This is a genomic window from Acinetobacter calcoaceticus, assembly GCF_016508255.1.
Taxonomy (GTDB): domain Bacteria; phylum Pseudomonadota; class Gammaproteobacteria; order Pseudomonadales; family Moraxellaceae; genus Acinetobacter; species Acinetobacter calcoaceticus_E.
Window position 1 is genome coordinate 682,501 of the sequence record NZ_JADVKT010000002.1, and the last position, 19,734, is coordinate 702,234.

Annotated in this window: 18 protein-coding genes; 13 read left to right on the top strand and 5 right to left on the bottom strand. The window is 39.1% G+C overall.

All coding sequences use genetic code 11. The features are described 5' to 3' along the window. Window positions 1-5 precede the first annotated feature (5 nt). Genes lpdA through I5515_RS07200 form a run of 3 tightly spaced genes read left to right on the top strand, consistent with a single transcriptional unit; the run spans window position 6 to window position 3,309 of the window. A complete protein-coding gene (gene lpdA, locus I5515_RS07190) occupies window positions 6-1,409 on the top strand; it encodes a dihydrolipoyl dehydrogenase (RefSeq protein WP_199965425.1) in 1,404 nt (467 codons plus the stop codon). Between the two features lie 26 nt (window positions 1,410-1,435). Further along, the gene (locus I5515_RS07195) at window positions 1,436-2,221 is read left to right on the top strand and encodes an acetoin reductase (protein WP_199965426.1); all 786 of its coding nucleotides are present in this window, start codon (window positions 1,436-1,438) and stop codon (window positions 2,219-2,221) included. 29 nt (window positions 2,222-2,250) lie between these two features. Then, window positions 2,251-3,309 carry a 2,3-butanediol dehydrogenase gene (locus tag I5515_RS07200; RefSeq protein WP_199965427.1) on the top strand — a complete coding sequence of 353 codons (1,059 nt, stop codon included), beginning with the start codon at window positions 2,251-2,253 and terminating at the stop codon, window positions 3,307-3,309. Between the two features lie 47 nt (window positions 3,310-3,356). On the opposite strand, the gene I5515_RS07205 is transcribed toward I5515_RS07200, so the two are convergent. Both I5515_RS07205 and I5515_RS07210 read right to left on the bottom strand, forming a co-directional pair. Then, complete coding sequence (locus I5515_RS07205) at window positions 3,357-4,268, bottom strand: bestrophin family protein (protein WP_199965428.1); 912 nt, start codon at window positions 4,266-4,268, stop codon at window positions 3,357-3,359. 69 nt (window positions 4,269-4,337) lie between these two features. Beyond that, entirely contained in the window at window positions 4,338-5,609 is a 1,272-nt protein-coding gene (locus I5515_RS07210; RefSeq protein WP_199965429.1) for a sigma-54 interaction domain-containing protein, read from the bottom strand. 192 nt (window positions 5,610-5,801) lie between these two features. Between I5515_RS07210 and I5515_RS07215 the strand changes: the two genes are divergently transcribed. From I5515_RS07215 to I5515_RS07230, 4 genes are all read left to right on the top strand, one after another. Next, complete coding sequence (locus I5515_RS07215; RefSeq protein WP_199965430.1) at window positions 5,802-6,497, top strand: MBL fold metallo-hydrolase; 696 nt, start codon at window positions 5,802-5,804, stop codon at window positions 6,495-6,497. Window positions 6,498-6,506: 9 nt separating this feature from the next. Further along, entirely contained in the window at window positions 6,507-8,162 is a 1,656-nt protein-coding gene (locus I5515_RS07220; protein WP_199965431.1) for a bifunctional protein tyrosine phosphatase family protein/NAD(P)/FAD-dependent oxidoreductase, read from the top strand. Between the two features lie 251 nt (window positions 8,163-8,413). Further along, window positions 8,414-9,205: a sulfite exporter TauE/SafE family protein gene (locus tag I5515_RS07225; RefSeq protein ID WP_199965432.1), complete on the top strand. Its 792-nt coding sequence runs from the start codon at window positions 8,414-8,416 to the stop codon at window positions 9,203-9,205. Window positions 9,206-9,318: 113 nt separating this feature from the next. Continuing rightward, the gene (locus tag I5515_RS07230) at window positions 9,319-10,329 is read left to right on the top strand and encodes a homoserine dehydrogenase (protein ID WP_199965433.1); all 1,011 of its coding nucleotides are present in this window, start codon (window positions 9,319-9,321) and stop codon (window positions 10,327-10,329) included. Window positions 10,330-10,354: 25 nt separating this feature from the next. On the opposite strand, the gene I5515_RS07235 is transcribed toward I5515_RS07230, so the two are convergent. Continuing rightward, complete coding sequence (locus I5515_RS07235; protein ID WP_199965434.1) at window positions 10,355-11,272, bottom strand: DMT family transporter; 918 nt, start codon at window positions 11,270-11,272, stop codon at window positions 10,355-10,357. Window positions 11,273-11,438: 166 nt separating this feature from the next. On the opposite strand from I5515_RS07235, the gene I5515_RS07240 reads away from it, so the two are divergent. Continuing rightward, complete coding sequence (locus I5515_RS07240; RefSeq protein WP_199965435.1) at window positions 11,439-12,293, top strand: helix-turn-helix domain-containing protein; 855 nt, start codon at window positions 11,439-11,441, stop codon at window positions 12,291-12,293. A 17-nt stretch (window positions 12,294-12,310) separates the two neighbouring features. Here I5515_RS07240 and chrA read toward each other — a convergent pair whose 3' ends face one another. After that, the gene (chrA, locus tag I5515_RS07245) at window positions 12,311-13,660 is read right to left on the bottom strand and encodes a chromate efflux transporter (protein WP_199965436.1); all 1,350 of its coding nucleotides are present in this window, start codon (window positions 13,658-13,660) and stop codon (window positions 12,311-12,313) included. Window positions 13,661-13,910: 250 nt separating this feature from the next. Between chrA and I5515_RS07250 the strand changes: the two genes are divergently transcribed. Genes I5515_RS07250 through I5515_RS07270 form a run of 5 tightly spaced genes read left to right on the top strand, consistent with a single transcriptional unit; the run spans window position 13,911 to window position 17,965 of the window. Beyond that, on the top strand, window positions 13,911-14,654 hold the full coding sequence (locus I5515_RS07250; RefSeq protein WP_199965437.1) for a GntR family transcriptional regulator: 744 nt from the start codon (window positions 13,911-13,913) through the stop codon (window positions 14,652-14,654). 28 nt (window positions 14,655-14,682) lie between these two features. Further along, on the top strand, window positions 14,683-16,416 hold the full coding sequence (locus I5515_RS07255; RefSeq protein ID WP_199965438.1) for a fumarate reductase/succinate dehydrogenase flavoprotein subunit: 1,734 nt from the start codon (window positions 14,683-14,685) through the stop codon (window positions 16,414-16,416). A gap of 20 nt (window positions 16,417-16,436) precedes the next feature. After that, window positions 16,437-16,682 (top strand): ferredoxin family protein, encoded by a 246-nt coding sequence (locus I5515_RS07260; protein WP_004739001.1) that lies wholly within the window; start codon window positions 16,437-16,439, stop codon window positions 16,680-16,682. Between the two features lie 19 nt (window positions 16,683-16,701). Continuing rightward, entirely contained in the window at window positions 16,702-17,700 is a 999-nt protein-coding gene (locus tag I5515_RS07265) for a HEAT repeat domain-containing protein (protein ID WP_199965439.1), read from the top strand. Further along, on the top strand, window positions 17,684-17,965 hold the full coding sequence (locus I5515_RS07270; RefSeq protein ID WP_199965440.1) for a gamma-butyrobetaine hydroxylase-like domain-containing protein: 282 nt from the start codon (window positions 17,684-17,686) through the stop codon (window positions 17,963-17,965). Before I5515_RS07265 ends, I5515_RS07270 begins: the two co-directional genes overlap by 17 nt. 39 nt (window positions 17,966-18,004) lie before the next feature. Here the strand turns inward: I5515_RS07270 and I5515_RS07275 are convergent, their stop codons facing one another. Next, complete coding sequence (locus I5515_RS07275; RefSeq protein WP_199965441.1) at window positions 18,005-19,291, bottom strand: MFS transporter; 1,287 nt, start codon at window positions 19,289-19,291, stop codon at window positions 18,005-18,007. Between the last annotated feature and the right edge of the window lie 443 nt (window positions 19,292-19,734).

Below are 19,734 nucleotides of genomic sequence, written 5' to 3' on the forward strand. Positions count from 1 at the left end.
CCCGCATGTCAGAAGCTCAATTTGATTTAATTGTGATTGGCGCGGGACCGGGTGGGTATGTGGCTGCAATTCGTGCAGCCCAGCTCGGGTTAAAAACCGCAATTGTAGAAGAGCAACATTTAGGTGGAATTTGCCTAAATTGGGGCTGTATTCCAACTAAAGCTTTACTTGCAGGGGCAGAGCTTGCAACTCGGTTTAAAAATGCTGGTCAGTTTGGCTTTCAAGTATCCCAACTCGATTTTGATATTCAAAAGCTTGTACAACATAGCCGACAAGTTTCAGCGCAGTTAGTACAAGGCATTGATTACTTGCTTAAAAAGAATCAGGTAATTGTGTTTAATGGTCGTGCTCAGCTTACTGCGAAAGAAAAACTTGAAGTGACTGATGCTCAAGGTAAAAGTCAGGCTTTAAGTGCACCTCATATTATTTTGGCAACTGGAGCTAAAGCTCGACATGTTTCGCAGCTTCCTGTCGATGGAACTTATGTCTGGAGCTATAAAGAAGCACTCGTTCCAGAAGAGTTACCAAAAAGCTTACTTGTTGTAGGTTCAGGTGCAATTGGTAGTGAGTTTGCTAGCCTTTATCAAGATTTAGGATGTCAGGTCACGCTGATTGATTTAGCCAAGCAGATTTTACCGACTGAAGATGCAGAAGTTGCTCAATTTGTCAGAAAACAGTTTGAACAAAAAGGAGTGAAGGTCTTAACCGATGCTGTCGTTCAAAGTATTCAAATTGAAAATGGTCAAGTCCACTGTGTGATTGAAACGGCAAATGACGTTCAAACAGTCGTTTTTGACCGTGTCCTTTCAGCAATTGGCGTACAGCCGAATACCGCGGGGCTAGGTCTGGAACGTTTGGGCGTAGAACTAAACCCACAAGGTTTCGTAGCAATTGATGACTATTGTAAAACCAACGTAGCAGGGCTTTATGCCATTGGCGATGTTGCCGGAGCACCATGTCTTGCACATAAAGCAAGTCATGAAGCTGTGTTATGTGTCGAGAAAATTGCTGGCGTGGCAAACGTACATTCACTCGATCGTGACCAGATTCCGGGTTGTATTTTTACGCATCCACAAGTGGCTAGCATTGGATTAACTGAAAATGCTGCAAAAGTTCAAAACTTACCTGTACGAATCGGCAAATTTTCTCTAACTGCGAATGGCAAAGCTTTGGCAATTGGAGATGCGACAGGTTTCGTTAAAACGATCATACATGCAGAAACGGGCGAACTACTCGGTGCTCATATGGTGGGTCATGAAGTGACCGAGCACATTCAAGGCTTCGCGATTGCTAAATATCTAGAAGCGACTGATGAAAGCTTAGCTCACGTGATTTTCCCGCATCCAACATTATCAGAAGCCATGCATGAGTCCATTCTGGCTTCAATGCAAAGAGCGATTCATATGTAGAAATTCTGCATTTACAGGAGTTGAACATGGTTAAGGGATTAAAAAATAAAGTCGCTTTAGTGACTGGGGCAGCTCAAGGCATTGGCCGTGGGATTGCCCTGCGCTTAGCGCAAGAAGGAGCACACATTGCATTAGTCGATATGAAACAAGATCGACTTAATGATGTGCAACAAGAAATTCAGGCATTAGGTGTAAATGTCAGCACATTTATTGCCGATGTAAGTGACCGCGAGCAAGTGTATGCAGCTATAAATTATGCTGAGCAAACTCTTGGCGGGTTTGATGTCATGATTAATAATGCTGGAATTGCACAAGTTCAGGCTATTGCTGATGTTACACCTGATGAATTTCAAAAAATTGTCGATATTAATATTGGTGGAGTACTGTGGGGAATACAGGCTGCTGCTGCAAAATTTAAGCAACGCCAACATAAAGGTAAAATCATTAACGCTTGCTCAATTGCAGGCCATGATGGGTTTGCTTTACTGGGTGTTTATTCTGCGACTAAGTTTGCGGTAAGAGCACTTACTCAAGCTGCAGCAAAAGAATATGCCAGTCACGGTATTACAGTAAACGGATACTGTCCCGGAATTGTGGGAACAGATATGTGGGTTGAAATCGATAAACGATTTGCTGAAATTACAGGCGCGCCTATAGGTGAAACTTATAAAAAGTATGTCGAAGGTATTGCATTGGGTAGAGCTCAGACACCAGATGATGTCGCTGCATTAGTGGCTTTTCTGGCAAGTGAAGATTCGGACTATATTACGGGTCAATCCATTTTAACGGACGGCGGCATTGTCTATCGCTAAAATAACATCCTAATTTGAGGGAGATAATAATGAAAGCAGCACGTTTTTATGACAGAGGCGATATACGTATTGAAGATATCCCTGAGCCAGAAGTCATTGCTGGAACTGTAGGTATTAAGGTGGCTTGGTGTGGAATTTGTGGTACAGATTTGCATGAGTTTATGGAAGGGCCAATTTTTATCCCACCGTGCGGACATCCGCATCCAATTTCAGGCGAATCTGCGCCGATTACCATGGGGCATGAATTCTCAGGTGTGGTGTATGCAGTAGGTGAAGGTGTTACTGATATTGAAATTGGCCAGCATGTAGTCGTAGAGCCTTATATTGTGGCTGATGATGTACCGACTGGGCCGGGCGATAATTATCATCTTTCCAAAAATATGAATTTTATTGGTTTAGGTGGGCGTGGCGGTGGTTTGTCGGAAAAAATTGCGGTTAAACGCCGTTGGGTGCATCCAATTTCCAATAAAATTCCACTCGATCAAGCGGCCTTAATTGAACCGTTATCGGTTGGTCATCATGCTTTTGTACGTAGTGGTGCAAAGGTTGGTGATATTGCATTGGTTGGGGGAGCGGGGCCAATTGGTTTATTGCTTTCGGCAATTTTAAAAGCGAAAGGGCTTAGGGTCATTATTACCGAGCTAAGTGCAAAACGTAAAGAAAAAGCCAAAGAGTCGGGAGTGGCAGATTATATTTTAGACCCGTCAGAAGTTGATGTTGTTTCTGAGGTCATGAAAATTACCAATGGTGATGGCGTCGATGTGGCGTTTGAATGTAGTAGCGTGAACAAAGTATTAGATACTTTGGTTGCGGCAGTCAAACCAACAGGCGTTATTGTTATTGTTTCGATCTGGAGTCATCCAGCATCAATTAATGTGCATAGTGTGGTGATGAAAGAGCTTGATGTACGAGGCACAATTGCCTACGTAAATGACCATCAGGAAACCATTAAACTGGTCGAAGAAGGTAAAATAAATCTGGAACCTTTTATTACCCAGCGCATTCAACTTGATGATTTGATTTCACAAGGTTTTGAAACCTTAATTCACAACAATGAGTCAGCCGTAAAGATTATTGTACATCCCTAAATAAACACTTAAGCCTATAAAAAAAGAGCGATTATTCGCTCTTTTTTTTAAAGTAAATTGTTGTTTTGGGCTTCAATAATAGGCGGTAATGGCTGTCCTAAAGAGCTTAAAGACTCTCGTTCAATCAAACGTACAATTGAATCAAGCGGTAAATCATTTTCTTGTAAACCAAAAGGTTCTTCAATTTGAGCACTTAAGGCATCTAAGCCTAAAAACATATAAGCAATTAAACCAACAATAAGCGGTGTCCAAATACCTAAAGCTGCTTCAAGACTAAATGGTAAGATGAAACAGAAACAATAAACGGCACGGTGTAAAAGTACTGAATAAGAGTAGGGTAAAGGTGTCCCAGCAATACGGTCACAACCCGCTTGGATATTGCCTAGCTCAACAATATGACGCGTCAGTGTGCCATAGATAATGTCACTAATTTCACCGTCTTTTAGGGTTTTGACTAAATCTTTTTGAATGTTTTCGAGTACAAACTGCGGTGCATTAATATGCTCATTTAAATAATCAAGTGAAGAGTTATTTAAATAGGCATGTTCAAGAAATTTGGTTGGTTCGGCGGTTTGCTGTCGCAGTCGATCACGCAATAGATTGCTAAAAATTAAGACCTGATGAATTAAATGCTCACGTTGTTCATTGGAGAGAACATGGCTGTCTCTAACAATATGTCTGGCATTGGCAATTAAGGCTCCCCAAAGTTTACGGCCTTCCCACCAACGGTCATAACACGCGTTATTTCTGAAGCCCGTACAAATGGAAAGAATCACACCAAAGATCGTAAAACCAATTGCGGGTACGGTAGGAATTTGAATCCAATGATAATAAGAAAGCCAAACTACACAGGCTGAAATAAGTACAACAAAAATGAGAGCAGGTAAAACCTTGGGTAGAACTGTTCCTTTCCATGCAAATAATAGTTTAAAAACGCTGCTTTTATCGCGAACAATCATAGAAAGCCTTTGAACTAATGGAACTAACCAACTGCAATATGATACGCCTTAGATGAGCTAAATACCTAGCTAAAGCTTGTGCTTTTGTCTATAGCGCCAAAGGGTTGTACGGCTAATACCGAAAATGTTGGCGACCATATTTAGATTATGGTTATATTTTTCTAGAGCCGCCTGAACATTTTCAGGTGTAAGTTCTGCATTATTTTCAGGTAATTTAACGTATTCGTCTGCATCTAATAGTTCATTTGGTAAATCTTCTAAATCAATTTCTACCTTACCATTAGCCATTGTGAGGGCATAAAGCAGAGTGTTTTTAAGCTCACGCACGTTCCCTGGCCAATCATAATTAAGCAAAACCTGCATTGCCTTTTGATTGACTTGATGTGGCATCGTGTCTAGTTGAGTTGAGCTTTCTTTTAAAATCTGCTCGACAATGAGTGGAATATCAACTTTACGCTCTCGAAGTGGCGGTATAAAAATTGGAATCACGCGCAAACGATAGAGTAGATCGTGACGAAAACGCCCAGCCTTAGCTTCTTCGCGTAAAGCTTTGTGTGTTGCCGTAATAATTCGGACATTGGCCTGAATAGATTTTTCACCACCGACTGGCGTAAATTCACCAGTTTCTAGCACCCGTAATAATTTAGCTTGAAGCTCTAAAGGAATTTCTGCAATTTCATCCAAAAAAAGTGTTCCACCTGCAGCACGTTCAAACACGCCTTTATGGTCACGAATTGCTCCCGTGAAAGCACCTTTCACATGCCCAAATAGTTCACTTTCTAAAATATTGGCATTGAGGGCAGCACAGTTAATGGCTACAAAAATCTTGTTTTTACGTTGGCTATAATCATGAATTGCTTGTGCTACAAGTTCTTTACCACTACCAGATTCACCGCGGACGAGCACTGGAAACTCAGTAATTGCAACCCGTTGAATGATTGAAAACATACGGGTCATTTCTGGTGAGCAGCTATTAAAAATCTTAGCTAAGTCTTGTACTTTCTCTGTTAATTCTACTGAATCTGCAAGGTCATTTTCTGTGCCAATCGGCTGTAAAACATGTAGCTTTCCAGCAAAATGGTTTTCGTTAATATAAATATCATGCTCTTGGTAGATAAATCGCTTTCTAATTTTATGGGTATTAATTTCAAGATATTGATTGTGATGATCTTGAGTAAGCGCTGCCATACTCTCGACTGAAATATCATCCGCATTAAACTTATAGTGAATTTTTTGAGTCGCTGTGTCTGCTAAAAATAGACTAGCACGTGGGAATAACGCTTTTAATTGCTCAAATAAAATATAAAAATTTTGTTCTGATTCAAAATTCAACTTTGCCATTGCATATGTTTCAAAAATGTTTCATTGAAACATACTTGAGTTGCACAGAAACATCAAGAAAAGTTTATTTCTAAATTCAATTCTTAAATTAAAGCCTATTTATATGATTTTTATATTTATTATTTAATTTTTAATAATTGGCATCTTATTTGCAAAATATAGGAAAGAAATAAACTATTGGGGTTGTAAACCATGTTCTTTAAGCAGTTTTTTGAGCAAGAAAGTTCCACTTATACCTATATGCTTGCATGTAAAGAAACGTTAGAGGCCGTTTTAATTGACCCAGTTGCATCAGATATAGAGATTTATGCAAAAGAATTAGAGCAGCATCAATTTACGCTCATCTATACCTTAGATACACACGTTCATGCAGATCATATTACTGCTGCAAATCTGTTACGTGAACGTTTCCATTGCAAATCGGTTTTACACCGTAATTCAGATGTAAGTTGCGGAGATATTTTAATTACCGATGGCTGTACGCTTAAATTAGGTAACCTCACTATTGAAGCGCGCTATACACCAGGTCACACCAACGCTTGTACGAGTTATTTGGTTGGAAATATGGTTTTCACGGGTGATGCATTATTAATTGACGGCTGCGGTCGAACTGACTTCCAGCAGGGCAATGCAGGAACACTCTATGACAGTATTCATAAACAACTTTTCAGTCTGCCTGACGACACTATTGTTTATCCGGGCCATGATTACAAAGGTCGTTTGTCTTCGACTATTGGTAACGAGCGTTTATATAACTCACGTTTAGGACAGAATCGCTCGCGCGAAGATTTTATTCAATTGATGAATAATTTAAATCTTCCATATCCAAAACAAATCGATAAAGCACTACCTGCCAATCAGGCCTGTGGCTCAACTTCGAAATCTTAAGGTGGCAATATGGAACTCAAACAAATTAATCAAGATTTTTATGTTTCTGATCAGATTACTGCCGATGAGGTCGCAAAAATTGCAGATCAAGGTATAAAAACATTGATATGTAATCGTCCTGATGGAGAAGGTCCAGATCAGCCGAATGTGATTGAAATTGAAGAAGCAGCTCATAAACTCGGCCTAAATGTAATTTATCAACCCGTGTCGAGTGGCAAAATTACTGATCAACAAGTTACCGAGTTTAAGCAGCTTTACCACAATGCACAGAAACCCGTTTTAGGATATTGCCGCTCTGGCATGCGCGCGATTAGTTTATGGGCTTTGGCCGAAGTTGACCCTTCGAATGCAGCACTTTTAGTAGAAACGGGTAATAAACTTGGATTTAACTTAAAAGGTTTAGTGCCACGTATTTTAAAACGTGACCATGAGCCAGCCACTATTCCTTGTTATAGCGTTGTGATTGTTGGGGCTGGAGCAGCCGGAATTTCTGTCGCGTCTAGTCTTTTATGTCGTGAACCTAACCTTGATATTGTCATTATTGATCCAGCCGATACACATTATTACCAACCCGGCTGGACCATGGTAGGGGCTGGTATTTTTCAGCCTCAAGAGACGGCACGATCAATGGCGAGTGTTATTCCTTCAAAAGTGAAATGGATGAAAGCCGCTGTTGCAGGGTTCGATCCGGAACAGAACCAAGTTATTTTGGAAGGCTGTCAGCCTATTCAATACAAAGCATTAGTGGTATGTCCCGGCTTAAAACTTAATTGGCACGGTATTGAAGGTTTAGTCGAAACCTTGGGTAAAAATGGGGTGACGTCTAACTATCGTTATGATTTAGCGCCGTATACATGGCAATTGGTGCAAGAGCTAAACGGTGGGAAGGCAATCTTTACCCAACCGCCTATGCCAATTAAATGCGCGGGGGCTCCCCAAAAAGCAATGTACCTTTCAGCCGACTATTGGTTAAAGCAAGGCAAACTTAAAGATATCTCTATCCATTTTTATAACACTGGTGGTGTTTTATTTGGTGTGAAAGAATATGTACCTGCACTAATGCAATATGTCGAAAAATATGGTTCTGAACTGCATTTTAATCATCAACTTGTCAAAGTAGATGGGCCTGCAAAAAAAGCATGGTTTAAGGTAGTGAACGATGAAAATGCAGCATTGGTCGAGACTGATTTCGATATGTTGCATGTTGTTCCATCGCAACAAGCGCCGGACTTTATTCGTGCGAGTACTCTAGCCGATGAAGCCGGATGGATAAATGTTAACCCTCAAACCTTACAACACACCGAACATGCAAATATTTTTGCTTTAGGTGATGTGATGAATGCACCTAATGCCAAAACTGCTGCTGCGGCAAGGGCACAAGCTCCAATCGTTGCTGTAAATGTTCTAGAGCAGCTTAAGGGTGAGCAGAACTTTTGTGAATATAATGGTTATGGCTCATGTCCACTCACTGTCGAACGTGGAAAAATAGTTCTGGCTGAATTTGGTTATGGCGGCAAGTTACTACCAAGTTTTCCAAAATGGGTGATTGATGGACAAAAACCATCGCGTTTGGCATGGTTACTTAAAGAGCAAATTCTGCCACCTATTTACTGGCAAGGCATGCTTAAAGGTCGCGAATGGATGGTCAAACCTGAGCGAGGATAAGTAAAGATTAATAATCTTTACCCGAGCGCAAGACGAGAACTATGTTCGAGTTAAGAGGATAAGCAAAGCAACGCTTTGTCCTGAGAAGCGGCTAAAGCTTCGCAAGAAGGCGAGAGCTGTGCTCGAGTAGAAGAGTTAAACAAAGGTTTATTCTGAAGGGCGGTAAAAGCTTCGTAGAAATGAATAACTTTTACCGCTTTAAATACAGCAGTTCACTGCAAATGAAAAACATGAAATTTTAGGTTTCTGATATGTTATTACTTGTCGTTGAAGGCATTGTGATTGGCTTTTTGCTTGGTCTTACTGGTGCAGGTGGTGGTATTTTGGCTGTACCTGCACTAATGACAAGCCAAGGCTGGAGTGTGGCTCAAGCAGCACCTATTGGTTTATTAGCTGTTGCGCTGTCTACGCTGATTGGAACTATTGAAGGTCTATTTAAAAAGATTGTGCGTTATCGCGCTGCAATCTGGATTGCCATTATCGGTGCACCAATGGCGCATATTGGGATTTTAATCGCTAATACCATCTCACCAATTTGGCTAATGTTAATGTTTAGCTTAGTCATGTTTATAGTCGGCTATCGCTTAATTAGTAACAGAGTATCTGACTTTCATAATCCACCATGTCAGGTGAATCCGAGCACGGGCCGTTTTATTTGGAACTATAAAACTGGTGGGGTGCTAGCTGGTATTGGAATTATTGCGGGGCTTTTAACGGGAATGTTAGGTGTTGGTGGGGGCTTTGTGATTGTGCCAGCGCTTAGAAAAGTCACTAATTTGGATATGCATAGTATTGTTGCAACCTCCCTCATGATTATTTTTCTCATTAGTGGGATAAGTATTGTGATGCATATTGCAGAGGGGTTTCACTATCCAGTAGGTATTACGAGTGCGTTTGCCTTGGCATGTGCATTAGGTATGTTAGTTGGTCGCCGTGCGATCCGGTTTATTCCTCCTGCAATTGTGCAAAAAGTCTTTGCCTTAATGGTTTTTGCCGTGGCAATTTATATGGTGATTAAGATTGTTAATCTAACAAATATCTAAGAGATATAGTATCTTAACTAATCTTTATAAATACAAAGTTTCAAAAGTTAAGCTTTAAAACTATCTTTGGGAACATTTGCAATTTAAACCATTTAAATTTTTGAGAAAACGGTATGAAGCGAGTTAACGTGGCAATTTGTGGTTTTGGACGGATTGGACAACAAATTGCAGAGCTTCTTTTAAATCGATCGACATACTATAAACAAAAATATCAAATTGATGCCCGCTTAGTGGGTGTCTGTAATTCATCATCTGGATTAATTGATCAAGAAGGTTTACGCGCTGCTGAGTGGCTAGATAAGTCAAAATACAAAGTAGGCTTAACTGAACAGCAGTTTTTAGAACAGGTTCAAGCCGATGTCATTATTGAGACTGGGCCAAGTGATTATGTGACAGGTGGCAAAGGGCTATTTTATTTAAATTATGCTTTAACGCACAACATGAATGCGATTGCTGTGTCAAAAGGTGCATTAGTTGTAGATAGTAAAAATTTAATTAATTTGGCACATCAACGCCATCAAAAATTATTTTTTAGCGGCGCGACTGCCGCAGCTTTACCAACCATTGATTTGTTTGAATATAACTTGGCTGGCTGTCAAATTTTAGAAATAGAAGGTGTTTTTACTGGCACTACAAATTTCATTCTGAATGATATGTTGCAACATGAATGTGCATTTGCAGAATCTCTTGCAAAAGCTCAAGCAAAAGGTATTGCGGAACCTGACAGTTCTTTCGATGTAGATGGATGGGACACCGCAGCCAAAATTACAATACTGGCAAATACCGTTTTGGGAGCTGATATAAAAATTAAAGATGTACTAAGACAAGGAATCAGTCATGTTACTGCCGATCATATTCGTGATTGGAAAAAAGAAAATCTAATTCCTCGTTTAGTCGGTTTTATTCATATTGAAAATCAGCAAATTCAAACAGGCGTTGAATTACGGTTAGTTCCGACAACTCATCCTTTTGCTCATCTTCAAGGTTCTAATAAATGCATTCGAGTGTTAACTCAAGAAATGGGTGAACTTGTTGTAAGTGGAGGAGCATCTGCACCGTTGGCAACAGCCGCGGCAGCTTTAAAAGATTTCGAACTGATGCTAAAACATACTGCTAAAAATTAATTATGATTTATAAAAAAGCAGGCTTTTAAGCCTGTTTCTCACAATTTTTTTGAGTATTAAATAACTTTTTTCCAATTTCAAATTTGCTGAACATTAAGTAGTTACCGAGCAAGATTAATAAAATGCCAATTAATGCATTTAAGGTCCACTCGTATCCCTCAAAGAAAGTAGAAACTGAAAGAGCAACTAACGGAAAGAGTAAAGTGCTATATGCTGCTTTTGAAGCACCAATTCGTCCGACCAGTGAAAAATAGGCAGAAAAACCAATAACAGTACCAAATACAGCGAGATAAAGTACCGAACTTAGAAATGGAAAATTCATTGGAGGCATTAAATCCTGTCCACTAAATAAAGCCAAACTTAACATGACCAATGCACCATAAGTCATGGCATAACAGTTTGTTGAAAAAATATTTAAGCCGCGTTTTTGATGTCTAACACTAATCATATTTCCTAGAGAGAAACCATAAGTTCCTATCATACAAAACCCAATGCCTGTTAACAGCTGAAGGTTAAACTGGCTACTGACTAAGTCATGCCAAAAGAGCAAAACAATACCAATTAAGCCTAAAATTGCAGCAGCAGCAAAATTGGGCGAAGGTTTCTGTTTAAAAAAGATAAGCGCATTAATGGCATTAAAGAAAACGGCCATCGAAAAAATAACGGACTCTAAACCGCTATTTACATATTTAACGGCGGTATAGAAACAAATAAAGTTTAGACCAAAAACACATAGCCCTTGCAGCATACAAAACAGATGATCTTTTAAAGCAATTCGCTGTAGTTTTCCTGAAAATAGTAAGGCAGCCCAAAGTAATAGGGCAGAAATGGCAAAACGCCATAAAATTGCGACCACAGGCGTGGCGTAATGACTCTGAATAGCGATTCCAATCCATGTTGTTCCCCAAATCAACACCACCGCAACATAGAGTAAAATATTCATAAATTCATCCTCGAGTACCAAGTTTAAGTATCCATGAATGCTTAATTTTTCACGTATATATTCTTGTGTTTTACATGCAAGATCTTGCGTTTTTTAGATGGTTGAACTAGCTCATTTTTGCTGAATATGGTTAACTTAAGGTCAATGATATTCGTTTTAATTTTGCATGGCCTATCAAACTTTAGAACAGCTACAGCAATCTAAAGCCAAGCTCCACGAAACCGTAGTGCTTGATGAAAATATGCAACTTGCATTTTGGTCTAATCAGCAAGATCGTGTAAGTGTCTGTAGCGATCACCACACTTTAAGTCTGTATATTCAAGATGGCTATGAAAGCTATCAAAAAACTCCTGCGGGCTGGAAAAATGGCGGTGGGCCGGGTCGTTTTTGCTTATTGCCAGAGCATCAGGAGTCAACTTGGGATATACGAGGTGGGCTTAAATTCGTTCATTTGTATTATACCGACCAGCATTTAAGAGATGTTGCTGAAAAAATATGGGACAAAGAACCCAATCAGATTGAACTGAATGAAGTTGTTTTTAATGATGATGAGCGTATTCGTGCGTTATATCAGTTTTTCTTACTTGACTGCGACTGGCAAGATTCTTCAAATCATTTACAGATGAGTACAACGGCCAGTTTATTGCTGAATCATTTAATTCGAAGATATAGCAATGTTAAGTGGCAACAGCCTGTCATTAAGGGGGGATTAGCACCTCATAAACTCAAATATATTCAAGACTGGATTGAAGAACATCTCGATCAGGCACTTACTTTGTCTGATTTAGCAAATGTGGTGAACTTAAGCGAATATCATTTTGCTCATATGTTTAAACAATCCATGAATATGGCACCTCACCAATATGTCATGCAAAGACGTTTAACCAAAGCAAAAGGGCTAATTCAAGTGTCTCAGCTTTCTTTACAAGATATTGCCTTAGTGTGTGGTTTTAGTTCAGCGAGTCATTTAAGCCATCGCTTCAAACAGTTTTATGGAATGAGCCCTTCACAGTTACGGTAAAGGACTCATGACTAACTTTATAAAAGATAGGCCAGTAAACCAACAAGTGCTGATGCAAAAATCACATATAACACATTAATTTCAAAACGGAATAAGGCAATAAATGCTGTAATTGTAATTAAAGCTGCAACCACATCAAAGTGACCAGAAAAACCGTGCGGCCATAACACGTGATAGCTAAAGAATAATGCCAGATTTAAAATTACACCAACCACGGCTGCGGTAATTGCAGTGAGCGGCGCCGTAAACTTAATTTCATTATGCGTAGATTCAATAAAAGGACCACCAGCAAAAATAAAAACAAATGAAAAAAGAAAAGTAAACCAAGTGACAATAACAGCCCCTAATGCACCAGCCAAAAATAAGTGCTCGGGACCAAGTAAGGCATGATTTACACCCCCTAAAAAGCCCACAAAGGCCACTACCATAATGAGTGGACCGGGCGTTGTTTCACCCAAAGCTAATCCATCAATCATTTGCGTAGGCGAAAGCCAACCAAAAGAATTCACAGCCCCTTGGTAAACATAAGGTAAAACGGCATATGCACCACCAAAAGTGAGTAAAGCTGCTTTAGTAAAAAACCATGCCATTTGAGTATAGGAATGATGCCATCCAAAATATAAACCCAATGCTAAAATTGGTAATAACCACAAAAATAATGCAATTAGAAGTAACCTAAACAAACGCATCCAATGAAATTTAGCATGGTCTGGTGTAGGTGTATCATCGTCAATTAATGCAGTACCGTAATCTTTTTGACTGGCTTTATGTCCAGCTGCGGATGAAAATAGCTCAGGATATTTTTTACTTGTTAAATAGCCAGCAACACCTGCTGATAAAACAATAACAGGAAAAGGAAGTTTTAAAACAAAAATAGCAAAGAAAGCAGCAATTGCGACTCCCCATAAAAATTTATTTTTAAGAGAACGACTGCCTATACGGTAAGTTGCATGAAAAACAATTGCTGTAATGGCAGGTTTAATCCCATAAAAGATTCCAGCAATAACGGGAACATCTCCAAATTTTATATAGATCCAAGATAGTCCAATCAAAATAAATAAAGAGGGTAAGACAAATAAAATACCGGCGACTAGCCCACCAGCCGTTCTGTGCATGAGCCAACCAATATAGGTTGCTAATTGCTGTGCTTCAGGGCCGGGTAATAACATGCAGTAATTAAGAGCATGTAAAAATCTTTTTTCAGATATCCAGCGCTTTCGTTCAACCAATTCCTGATGCATCACAGCGATTTGTCCAGCTGGCCCACCAAAACTAATAAAGCCAAGCTTGAGCCAAAATAAAAAGGCTTGCCAAAAGCTCACATTTTTGATGGGGCCTTCTAAGACATTTTCTTGTTTTTCTTGCATATCCATCTCTTAAAAATAGAGCTTAATTAATAAAAATATCGGTTCAGAAAAACCAAATTATTTTTTAATAGCATAGCAAAGGCAGATGTACCTTTTATGATAAATATTTTGGTTATACGACTTTTTATATATCAATACATTGAAATTAATAAAAATTATTTTTTCAACTAACCTTATCGCTTTAAATTATTTCCAAAACAGAAACATTTTAAACATTATTTATTCAAGTTGTTATAACAAGTTAAAAGTAATGAGCCAGCTACCGCAAAACTCTAAAAATCATAAGCCTCTTTACGATCAGTTAAGGGAACTTATTCTCAACAAAATCGTGAATGGTGAATATGCTGTATTAAGTCAAATTCCATCTGAAAACGAGTTTGCTGAACAGTTTGGTGTAAGCCGAATTACAGTTCGCCAAGCGCTTAATCAATTACAGTTGGAAGGCTATATTTTTAAGGTTCCGGGTAAAGGAACTTTTGTGAGTAAACCAAAAACATTCCAGAACATATCAAGTTTGCAGGGTTTTGCTGAAGCAATGTCATCTGCTGGGCATGAAATTTTAAACCGTGTCATCTCGGCCGAGCTTAAGCAGATTCCGATGCACGTTGTACCGAAATTAAAGTTACCTGTTAAAGCCAATGTGTATGAAATCCAACGTGTACGTTTGCTAAACCGTCAGCCTGTGTCTTATGAGTTGACCTATTTGCCAGAACATATTGGTTTGAAACTAAAAGAGAAAACGATTGATTTACGTACTACTGATATTTTCAAAGCATTGGAACAAGAGTGTGATATTCCACTGGGACATGCGGATTTAAGCATTGATGCCACGGTAGCGGATGAAGAGTTGGCTGCTTTGTTACAAGTCGAAATCGGAACTCCGGTCTTACGGGTTGAACGTTTAACTCATGATGCAAACGGCCAACCGATTGACTATGAATATCTCTATTTTTCGGGCGATACCTTCCAGTACCGCTTACGTATTCATCGTTAATAACTCAGATAAAAATAAGGAATTTACAATGGAAACTAAATATCTTGAGTTTGATATTGTGGTTATTGGTGGCGGGACTGCTGGACCAATGGCAGCAATTAAAGCAAAACAAGAAAACCCTAATTTAAAAGTCTTACTCATTGAAAAAGCTAACGTGAAGCGCAGTGGGGCGATTTCAATGGGAATGGACGGTCTGAATAATGCTGTCATTCCGGGCTATGCAACGCCTGAGCAATACACCAAAGAAATTACCATCGCTAATGATGGGGTGGTTAATCAGACAACGGTATACGCTTATGCCAAACATAGTTTCAAAACCATTCAACAGCTTGACCAATGGGGCATTAAATTTGACAAAGATGAGACAGGTGAATTTGCAGTAAAAAAAGTACATCACATGGGGGTATATGTTTTACCCATGCCCGAAGGCCATGACGTTAAAAAAGTTTTATATCGTCAGTTAAAGCGTGCTCAAGTCAAAATTAATAATCGGATTGTTACCACCAAGCTTTTAAAAAATGAGCAAGGTGCAATCAATGGTGTACTTGGCTTTGACTGTCGTAGTGGTGACTTTTATGTCATTAAAACGAAAGCTGCCATTTTATGTTGTGGTGCAGCAGGTCGTTTAGGTTTACCAGCTTCTGGCTACTTAATGGGAACTTATGAAAACCCAACCAATGCGGGTGATGGCTATGCAATGGCGTACCATGCAGGTGCAGAGCTTGCCAATTTAGAATGCTTCCAGATCAATCCTTTGATTAAAGATTATAACGGCCCAGCTTGTGCCTATGTGACCGGTCCTTTAGGAGGTTATACGGCCAATAGTAAAGGTGAACGTTTCATTGAATGTGACTACTGGAGTGGTCAAATGATGTGGGAGTTTTACCAAGAACTGGAAAGTGGTAATGGTCCTGTTTATTTAAAAGTAGATCATTTGGCCGAAGAAACCATTCAGACCATTGAAGAGATCTTGCATACCAATGAACGCCCAAGTCGTGGACGTTTTCATGAGGGCCGAGGAACCAATTACCGTCAAGATATGGTGGAAATGCATATTTCAGAAATTGGTTTCTGTAGCGGACACAGTGCTTCTGGTGTATGGGTCAATGAAAAAGCCGAAACTTCGGTTAAGGGGTTATATAGTGCTGGTGATATGGCGGCTGTACCTCATAACTATATGCTTGGTGCATTTACCTACGGTTGGTTTGCAGGAGTAAATGCCGCGCAATATGTGAATGCAGTTGAAGATAGCGAACTAAACCAAAGTGAAATAGAGACAGAAAAAGCTCGAATATTTGCACCCCTTGATTGCTCAGAAGGTTTACCAGCAGAACAGGTGGAATATAAGCTGCGTCGTTTTGTAAATGATTATTTGCAGCCCCCTAAAACTCGTCAAAAAATGGAAATTGGACTCAAGCGCTTTGAAGAAATAAAACAGGATATAACTCGAATTTCTGCAAGAAACCCGCATGAACTGATGCGTGCCGCTGAAGTGTCTTTCATTCGAGACTGTGCAGAAATGGCAGCAAGAGCCTCATTGTTTAGGGAAGAAAGCCGCTGGGGACTGTACCACTATAGAGCAGATTTCCCTCAAAAAAATAACTCGGATTGGTTCTGTCACGCTCATTTGAAAAAAGATGAACAGGGCAACATGGTCAGTTTCAAAAAACAAATCGAGCCTTATGTGGTTTCAATTAATCAAGATGAAGCTGTGTCGTATGACCGTTTACGTATTCAAAAAGATGTTGCTCTTGCAGATTAAATAAATCAGGAATTCAAATCATGGCTTTTATTTTTAAAGAAGTTCAGCACCGTACTGTCGCACCCGTCATTATTGATGAAGATAAATGTATTGCGGATAAAGGATGCACAGTGTGTGTAGATGTTTGCCCAATGGACTTATTGGCGATCGATCCTATAACTCAAAAAGCTTATATGCAATTTGATGAATGTTGGTACTGCATGCCTTGTGAAAAGGACTGCCCAACAGATGCAGTCAAAGTCAATATCCCATATTTACTCAAATAATTAACTTGGAATACTCAACATGAGTTTTTATTATCAAGCTTTAGATGACCTCGATGAATATAATCAAGAATTTCTTGCACAATTAAACCATCAAGATGAAAAGGTGCGTTTTGTCGCTTTAATGAATATTGGTGATGAAGAAAATCCTGATTTACTTCCTTGGTTACATGCGGCACTGCAACATGACTCTTCAGCTTTAGTCCGTGAAGAGGCGGCAAAAAAATTAGAAAGTTGGGAAGATCCAACCAGTTTACAAGTATTAGCTCAAGCCTTATCTGATGCCGATATGAATGTTAGACAAGCAGCAAGCCAAAGCTTAAGTGAAGTCAAAAATGCGGCATCAGCCCAGATACTAGCACCTTATTTAAAGCATTCGGATACTTTTACACTCAGCTCAATTTTACGTGCTTTAAAACCTTTACGACCACAGCAATTATTCGCAGAAATATCCGCTTTGGTACACCATGAAGCTGTTCTTGTGCGCCGTGAAGCAGTAAGTGCATTAAGTTGGTTAAAACGAGATCAAGCGATTACGATATTGGCAAAAACTGCCCAAGCAGATACAGATGATGAAGTCCGCCGAATTGCAACTGGTGGACTAGCTTATGGTCAGAATATATCCGCTGAGGTCATTCAATCCCTTAAGCATTCTTTAGCTGCTGAAAGTTGGCAACTAAGAGTGGAAGCTGCATTCACTATTGGTAAGTTACGTATTGTTCAGCTCGAAGCTCCATTAATTTATGCTGTATCGGACTTATATTGGCAAGTACGTATTGCAGCAGTGCGAAGCTTAGGACTACTCAAATCGCATCTGGCAGTTGCTTATTTGTTTGATAACTTTAAGCATGAGATTAGTAATTTAAGAAAAGAAGTCGCTTTAGCACTTGGTGAAATTGGTACAGCAGAAGCTCAGTGCTTATTGGAACAACATCAAAATGACCCAGATCCAGAAGTACGAAAAGCAATTCGTATTGGATTAAATCAAATTGGTGAGGTGAAGTATGCAAACCAGACCTGATATTTGTGTTGATACTATCAATAAACAGGTTCACTTTATATGGACCGATGGCTCGAGCGTATGTCTAAGTCATCAAAGCTTAAGAGAAATTTGCCCATGTGGCTTTTGCCGAGCGAAACGAATTAAACAAATTAAAATTGAGCATCAAAATATTGAAGTGACAGCAATGTTCGATCAAGGATATGGCGCCCAGATTTGTTTTAGTGATGGACATGATAAAGGGATTTTTCCGTGGGCTTTTTTAAAAGAGTTTGCTCAGGGTTAAAGATACCTTCTGCTTGGGAGCAGAAGGTATCTATTTTAATTAATGATCATGTTCTAAATAATCTGGTTTTTTCGGAAGTGCAAAGCTACACAAGAAACAGATAATGAGCATGGCAATCACATAAATAAAGAACGTGTTTTCAATTCCGGCAGCTTTAAATTGCAAAGCAACCGAAGGGGCTGATCCACCAAAAATGGCATTACCTACCGCATAAGAGAACCCAACCCCTAGAGCACGTACGTGAGGTGGGAACATCTCAGCTTTTACTAAGCCACTAATAGAGGTATAGAAACTCAAAATCATCATCATGAAAATGAGTAGCAAAGTAATGATAATTGGTGAATCTATATAGTTAGGCATTCCGATTGCCATCACTGGATAGATAAAAATCGCAGATAATAAGCTAAATGCCAGCATTGAAGAACGTCGGCCAATACGGTCGGAAATTGAACCAAATAAAGGTTGAGCACACATATAGACAAATAGCGCGAAGGTCATGATATAACCAACGGTTTTTCCATCCATCCCTAAATTAGTTAAATAGGTTTTTGAATAAACGGTTTCAACATAAAAAGTTAATGAACCTGCAGAGGTATAACCAACCACCAATAAAAAGGTTTTCCAATGTTTTTTAAAGAGTTCTCTTAAGCTACCAGATTCTTTGCGTTCACTGTCTTGATGAGAAAGCGTTTCTTCTAAACGACTACGTGCCAATAAAGATAAAATTGCCGCAATACCACCAATAACAAATGGAATACGCCAACCGCCATTAAGCAATTGATCTTCACTTAAAAACGTTAATAGAATTACACCGAGTAAGCTTGCCAGTAATTGACCACCAGAAAGTGTGACGTATTGGAAAGAGGAATAAAAACCACGTTGACCTTTTAAACCTAATTCACTCATGTAGGTTGCTACGGCACCATATTCACCACCCACCGATAGACCTTGAAGTAAGCGGACTACCAATAACAGGAAAGGGGCAAATAAGCCAACTTGGTCATAAGTCGGTAAGGCTGCAAATAAAAAGGAACTCAAAGCCATTAAGCAAATAGAGACAATCATCGATTTTTTTCGACCATGTCGATCTGCAATACGCCCAAATATCCAGCTACCAATAGGACGCATAAAAAAGCTTGCTGCAAATACACCCCATACGTAAATAGATTTGGTTGTACTATCCATATCTGGTGCAGTCAGAGCTTGAGTAAAATAAGTGGCAAATACTGCATAGATATAAAAGTCAAACCATTCGACCAAATTACCTGAAGCTGCGCCTACAATCCCTCGTATTCTGCTGCTCTTTTCTTCCTTTGTATATGTCATAGATATTCCGTCAGTTAGCAGAAAAAAATAGAAATTTTCAGATGTACCTAACAGGAAATAGAATGAATCTTTAAATATCACTCAATCCTGAGTACTTTCATAGAATTCCTCTCCATTCATTTTTTATAATTTTAAATTTCCATTCTAGTGAGTCTAGGATCTTTTGTTCGATTTAAAGATGTTTTTATCGATTATCGAACATTTCCTTAATTTAGACAGTTGATCAACCCACCATAAACTTCATTTAAAATCAAACAACTAATTTATCAACCATATTCGTTATTGTATTCCTCCTTGGTCTAGGCTCATTTGTGAGCTTAGTTTTATTTTGACTATTTGGTAATACTTAAAAAGTTATAATCCCAATTTCAAAGAAAATAAATAAAATTCATATAATGATGACTATTCATGTACAAAATTCACTTAATCTAAAAGCGATAGAA